Raw genomic sequence first — 6,677 nt, forward strand, 5'->3', positions numbered from 1 at the left:
GACCCGTCCGCGTCCGCCGTGGTGACCGCGCCCATCGCGGGGCCCGACGACGATGTCGGCAGGATCGGTACCTCGCCGGTCGTCGCGATCGCCACGGCCTGAGCAACGGCGTCCTCCGGGTGCAGTACCGCACCCGGCAGACCTCGCGGGGCGAGCCCGCCGGTCTCGGTATAGGCGCGGTCGGCGAACCCCTCGCCGACGAAACCGACGCCCGCCGCCAGCGCGGCCTGCTCGAGTTCGGTGCCCGCCGGACCGAGCAGGACCAGGGCGGGGTCGAAGTCCGTCATCGCGGCCAGCACGGCGTCGGCGAGGTCGCGGCGAGCACCCGCCTGGTGATAGAGCGCGCCGTGCGGCTTCACATAGCGCACCCGGCTGCCCGCCGCGCGGGCGAAGGTGTCCAGGCTGCCGATCTGGTAGAGCACCTCGTCGCGGAGTTCGGCGGGAGCGATGTCGATGGCGCGCCTGCCGAAGCCCGCGAGATCGCGGTGGCCGATGTGCGCGCCGATACGGACATCGCGGGCAGCGGCGAGTTCGCAGGTGCGGCGCATGGTCGAGGGGTCGCCGGCGTGGAAACCGCAGGCGATGTTGGCACTGGTGACCAGGTCGAGCACGGCGGCGTCGTCACCCATCGTCCAGGGGCCGAAGCCCTCGCCGAGATCGCTGTTGAGATCCAGTCGCATGGTCTCTCCCTCCACCGGTACGTGCGCCTGCGTCGGCGTCTGCCTCCATTGTCGACGTCGTGCGGCCGGTGCGGCGCGCGGACTGTGCCGAGGAGCGCCCGCCGGTACGCTCGAACAGCCATGGCCGCGTATTTCGATCCGACCTCCTGGTCTCCACTGCGAGCCGTCGAGATCGGCCGACGGCTGTTCGACCAGGCGTGGCTGGAGCAGTGGCTGGCGGCGAGCACCGCGTGGGTGGATCCGGTGATGGACCTGGGTTCGGGGACCGTCACGGCGCTGCTGCCCGATGTGCTGATCACCGTGCTCAGCGAGGGCATTCTGAGCCGGTTCGGCGGGCAGGACATCGTCGTCACCGTGGTCGGCCACGAGCTGCGCGCCACCCTGCGGGTGCTGCGGGTGCGCAGGCGCGGCGCCCACTTCGAAGCCAAGTCGGTGCTCTCCGGCCTGGACTGGGACAGCAGGCGGTTCGAGTCGGTCACGGTCGTGGCGCACGGGGTGCGGCTCATCCCCGGCGTGCCGACCAAGGTGCGCGTCACCGGCATCCATCTGACCGGCACGCTCACCGTCGCGGAGCTGGCGCGCTGGATCGACGCCCTCGATCTGGAGTGGCGGGTGCGGGTGCGCGCGGACGGCAAGCTCCTGGCCCGGCATCGCACCCACAGGCTGACCGCACTGGTGGACGGCGAGATCACCGACGACCGCCTGACCATGCGGGTGGAGCGAGCGTGGTGGTGCGGGATCCGCCTGCCCCGGCGGATGACGTTCCAACCGCCGGGAGTGCTGTTGTCGGAGTTGCCGCGCGGTCTGCGGATCGCGCGCGCGGCCCGCGACGGCGACCTGGTGCGGTTCCGCCTGGAACTGGCCGAGACCACGGCCTCGTTCGAGCTGGCTCAGATCCGCGACGCGGTGGTCGCCGGAACCACGCTGATCATTTTCTGACGCGCGCTCACCCCTGCTGGGACTTCCACCACTCCAGCAGCGCGGCCTCGGCCTCGCCCCGGCTGAGCGGGCCGCGATCCAGGCGGAGTTCCTTGAGGAAATTCCAGGCCCGCCCGACATCCGGGCCCGGCCGCAGCCCCAGCAGTTCCATGATCGCGTTGCCGTCGAGGTCCGGGCGGACCTTGGCCAGGTCCTCCTGTTCCCGCAGGCGGTCGATGCGGGCCTCGAGATCGTCGTAGGTGGCGCGCAGGGCGGCGGCGCGGCGCTTGTTGCGGGTGGTGCAGTCGGCGCGCACCAGCTTGTGCAACCGGGGCAGCAGGTCGTCGGCGTCGGTGACATAGCGGCGCACCGCCGAATCGGTCCACTGTCCTTTGCCGTAGCCGTGGAAGCGCAGGTGCAGGAACACCAGGCGGGCCACATCCTCGGTGAACTGCTTGGGGTACTTCAGCGCCCGCATCCGCTTGCGCACCATCTTCGCCCCGACCACCTCGTGGTGGTGGAAGCTGACGCCGCCGCCGGGCTCGTTGCGCTTGGTGTCGGGCTTGCCGATGTCGTGCAGCAGCGCCGCCCAGCGCAGCACCAGATCCGGATCGCCGTCCTCGAGGTCGATGGCCTGCTGCAGCACGGTCAGCGAATGCCAGTACACGTCCTTGTGCTGGTGGTGCTCGTCGATCTCGAGCTTCATCGCGGGCACCTCGGGCAGCACCCGCTGGGCCAGCCCGGTCTCGCACATCACGTCGATGCCGTCGATCGGGTGCGCGCCCGCGATGAGCTTGTCGAGTTCGGTGCGCACCCGCTCGGCGGTGATCCGGTCGATCTCGCCCGCCATCGCGGTGATCGCGGCACGCACCCGGGGGGCGAGGTCGAAACCGAGCTGGGAGACGAACCGGGCGGCCCGCAGCATGCGCAGCGGGTCGTCGGTGAAGGAGTCCTCGGGCGCGGCCGGGGTGTCGAGCACGCCGGCCAGCAGCGCGTCCATGCCGCCGAGCGGATCCACGAATTCCAGCGAACCGTCCGCGGCGATGCGCACCGCCATCGCGTTCACCGTGAAATCGCGGCGCACCAGGTCACCGTCGAGCGAGTCGCCGAAGGTGACCTCGGGATTGCGCGAGACCCGGTCGTAGCTGTCGGCACGGAAGGTGGTGATCTCCACCTGCTGACCGGCCTTGGCCGCACTGACCGTGCCGAAGGCCAGGCCGCCGGTGTCCCAGACGTGGTCGGCCCAGCCGCGCACGATCTCGAGCACCTGCTCGGGCCTGGCGTCGGTGGTGAAGTCCAGATCGGTGCCCAACCGGCCGAGGACGGCATCGCGGACACTGCCGCCCACCAGATACAGCTCGTGGCCGCGGGCGGCGAACAAACCGCCGAGCGGGGCCAGCACATCACCGAGCGCGCCGAGGGTCACCGCCGCCGAGGCCAGCAACCGGGTACGCCTCTCCTCGGCAGCCGAGGCGGCTTGATCGGACACGACGACATCTCCGGATTCGGGCGAAACCACGAACGAAACTGTATATCGCGACGCGAAGGCCACCGGCCGCTGCGCCGCGGCGAAGCAGCCGTGAAATGACACAGTAAGCTTGCTTGGTGTCTCCGGCCGATCGCGCGAACAGTCGACGCCGCCAGCCTCGGCGCCGCAGTTCGGCGGCAAATGCGGGCGATGTGGCGAAACCACGCATGCGCACCGTCCGGGAGACATCGGCCGGGGGGCTGGTGGTCGACGGTCTGGACGGTCCGAGCGAGCAGCGGTGCGCCGCGCTGATCGGGCGCACCGACCGGCGCGGGCGCCTGCTGTGGTCGCTGCCCAAGGGGCATATCGAGGAGGGGGAGACCCCGGAGCAGACCGCGATCCGCGAGGTTGCCGAGGAAACGGGCATCCAGGGCGTCGTGGTTGCCGAGTTGGGCGATATCGACTATTGGTTCGTCACGGAAGGACGCCGGGTGCACAAGACGGTGCATCATTTCCTGCTTCGTTCGGTGGGCGGCGAATTGTCCGATGCGGATGTGGAGGTCACGCAGGTGGCGTGGGTTCCGTTGACGGAGTTGAATTCCCGATTAGCCTACGCGGACGAAAGACGTCTGGCGGAGGTCGCGAATCGGTTGATCGACCGGATGGAGACCGGCAAGCAATGACGCGTGGGCTGTTCCGGTTATTCGTTGCGGTCCTGACTCTGCTGGGTTCGGTCGCGATGGTGGCGGGGACTCCTGCCGCACCCGCACGAGCCCAGCCGACTGGATCGAGCAATTCCACGACCCCGAAATTCGTGAAATTGGCGGTGGATTCGGTCACCCCGACGACGGTGACCCCGTCCTCGGATCCGGTGCTGACGGTGGCGGGGACGGTGACCAATATCGGTGACCGCCCGGTGGATGACGTCAGCGTGCGCCTGCAGCGCGCGGCCGCGGTCACCGAACCCTCGCAGCTGCGCTCGACGCTGCAGCTGGACCAGGTGAGCTACGACCTGGTCGGCCCGTTCGAGGACGTGGTCGACGAGCTGAGCCCCGGGCAGCGGCGCCAATTCACGGTGAGCATTCCGCTGCAGTCGGATTCGGAGGCGTCGCTGCAGATCAGCGAGCCCGGCGTGTATCCGGTGCTGTTGAACGTCAACGGAACTCCTGCCTACGGCGGACAGGCGCGACTGGACGACGCGCGCTTCCTGGTGCCGGTGCTCGGCGTGCCGCAGGCCGTTCCCGGCGCGCAACTGCCGCCCTCCCCGGCGCCGGTCGCGACGACCATGGTGTGGCCGCTGGCCGATCGGCCCCGGCTGGTGGCGGGTATCACCGGTGCGGTGGACAGCACCACCGTGCTGACCGACGACGAGCTGGCCGGATCGCTGGGCAAGGGCGGCAGGCTCGACCAGTTGCTCGGCGCGCTGGAGACGGTCATCGGGACGGGACCGGGCAGGGATCACGCCCTGGCCTCGTCGATCTGCCTGGCGATCGACCCCGACCTGCTGGTGACCGTGCAGGCGATGACCACCGGCTACCGGGTGCTCGCCAGCCCGTCCGACCCGGACGGCGCGACCAGGCAGGGCAGCGGCGAGGAACATGCCGCCGCGTGGCTGGAACGGCTGCGCGCGCTGGCGCCGACGCTGTGCACGGTGGCCCTGCCCTTCGCGCAGGTGGATCCGGCAGCGCTGGCCGCGGTCGGCGACCCGGCGTTGACGACGCGCGCGCTGACCGAGCCCGCCGAGATCGTGGACACGGTGCTCGGGGTGAACTCGGTGCGCGGCATCGCCCTGCCCGACGCGGGAGAGCTCGATCGAGCGGGCGCGAGCTTGCTGCGCGCGCACGGTTACCGCACCGCGCTGCTCGCCGGGACCGCGACCGCGCCGGAAGGCAGCGCGGGCGCGAACTCGGATCTCGGCGAGGAATATGCCTACGGCGGCTCCTGGGCCGCGACCGACCCCGCGCCCGCACCCGAGGTGGTGCGCCTGCCCGGGGTCAGCGCCGAACCCGCGGCGGGCGCGGCGCCCGCGCACGAGGCGGCGCCTGCCGCGGGCGTCCCGCAGTCCTCTCTCGAACCCCCGGCGCCGGTGCAGGCCGAGGATTCCGCCATGCGGGTGGCGACCTACGACATCTGGTCGGCGACAGCACTGGCCGCCGTCGGCTCGAACCCGTCGACGCCGTCGTTCACACCGCGCGGCGTGCGCTACGAGGTCACCAACGACTCCAGGACCGCGCGCCTGCAGGACGCGCTCGCCGCGATCACCTGGCGAGCGGTGAATCCGCAGGCGAGCGGAGCGCGTTCGCTGCTGATGATGCCGCCGCAGCAATGGGGCGCCAACGGCGACGAGGCGACCGCGCTGCTGCGTCAGGTCGAGACGCTGATGCGCGCCGGCCTGGCCACCCCGCGCACGCTCACCGATCTGGTGGCGCAGGCCCCCGACCCGACGCCCTACGAACTGGACTATTCGGCGCGCGCCGCGAGCGACGCCGTGCCGGGCCGGTTCGTCGAACCCGCCCGGGAGCAGGGCAGGCGGATCACCCACCTGTTCGCCTCGCTGGTGTCGGTACCCGAGCTGGAACCGACGCCGGCGGCATTCCTCACGCCGCTGCGCGACGACCTGGTGCGTGTGCTCACCCTGTCGGACCGGCGGTCGGGCATCTCCGATCTGCCCGACACCTGGGCCCAGCGCCGCCTCGATCAGACCACCCGCACCCTCACCGAGCTGTACCGCTCGGTGACCGTGCTGCCGCCGGGCGGCGTCTACACCCTGGCCACCGAGCAGAGCCCGCTGCTGCTGGTGGCGCGCAACGATCTGCCGGTCGCGGTCCGGATCCGGTTCCGCATCGAGGCACCCGAGGGCGCGAACATCGCCGACCTGGGCGAACAGCAACTGCCACCGAACGGAACCCGCTCGTTCCGGGTGCCCACCGAGGTCAACGACAGCCGCAATCTGGTGATCCCGATCTCGGTCACCACCGCCGACGGCGTGCTGCTCGGGGAGTCCACGTCGGTATCGGTGCGGTCCAACGCCTACGGCCAGATCCTGGCGATCATCACCGCGTGCGCCGCGCTGCTGCTGTTCGGACTGGCCGGGCGCAGGCTGTACCGCCGGTTCCGAGGCAGGCCGGACCCGGCAGACGAGTGAGTCGGGCCCCGGCGCCCACACTCGGTAAGGAACAATCGAAGGGTATCGGCGGCATCCGCCGCGGCCCGAGGGGGTGACCCCGAGCCGGGCGGCCGACGCGCGGGCACCGGTTCGACATCCGGGGGCGCGGCGGGAGAAGATGCCCGGTCGGCGAAACGCCGGACCGGGCCCGCCGGGCACGGGTCAGGGACGACACAGGAGGCATGATGAGCGACGATGACCTCTCCGCTCATCGGCCGCAGCCCGACGACCGGCCGGAAGGCACTCCGCCCACCCGGGTCCCGCCTGCGCCGTGGGAGCGCCGACCCGCACCGCGGGATCAGCCCGACATGACGACCCGTGATCCGCAGGGCGGTCCGCCGCCGCGCATTCCGCAGGTCAGCAGGCCGCAGATGCCACCGGGGCGTCCCGCGGGCCCGGCCACCGGTCCCATGCCCCCGCCGTCGCGGCCCTTCCCCGCACAGCG

The 6,677-nt window shown here is 71.3% G+C and carries 5 protein-coding genes; 3 read left to right on the forward strand and 2 right to left on the reverse strand.

All coding sequences use genetic code 11. The features are described from left to right. Positions 1-680: 5-oxoprolinase subunit PxpA (locus ON26_RS27045; RefSeq protein ID WP_051027693.1), on the reverse strand; the 680-nt coding region annotated here is incomplete at its 3' end. A 120-nt stretch (positions 681-800) separates the two neighbouring features. On the opposite strand from ON26_RS27045, the gene ON26_RS27050 reads away from it, so the two are divergent. Further along, positions 801-1,619, forward strand: a complete 819-nt coding sequence (locus tag ON26_RS27050) for a hypothetical protein (RefSeq protein WP_040800289.1) — start codon at positions 801-803, stop codon at positions 1,617-1,619. Between the two features lie 7 nt (positions 1,620-1,626). On the opposite strand, the gene ON26_RS27055 is transcribed toward ON26_RS27050, so the two are convergent. Next, a complete protein-coding gene (locus tag ON26_RS27055) occupies positions 1,627-3,087 on the reverse strand; it encodes a CCA tRNA nucleotidyltransferase (RefSeq protein WP_040800298.1) in 1,461 nt (486 codons plus the stop codon). Positions 3,088-3,203: 116 nt separating this feature from the next. Between ON26_RS27055 and ON26_RS27060 the strand changes: the two genes are divergently transcribed. After that, positions 3,204-3,749 (forward strand): NUDIX hydrolase, encoded by a 546-nt coding sequence (locus ON26_RS27060; RefSeq protein WP_040800292.1) that lies wholly within the window; start codon positions 3,204-3,206, stop codon positions 3,747-3,749. Then, complete coding sequence (locus ON26_RS27065) at positions 3,746-6,211, forward strand: DUF6049 family protein (RefSeq protein ID WP_051027695.1); 2,466 nt, start codon at positions 3,746-3,748, stop codon at positions 6,209-6,211. Before ON26_RS27060 ends, ON26_RS27065 begins: the two co-directional genes overlap by 4 nt. The last annotated feature ends 466 nt before the right edge of the window (positions 6,212-6,677 follow it).

It is taken from the genome of Nocardia higoensis NBRC 100133 (assembly GCF_000308595.1).
Classification (GTDB): domain Bacteria; phylum Actinomycetota; class Actinomycetes; order Mycobacteriales; family Mycobacteriaceae; genus Nocardia; species Nocardia higoensis.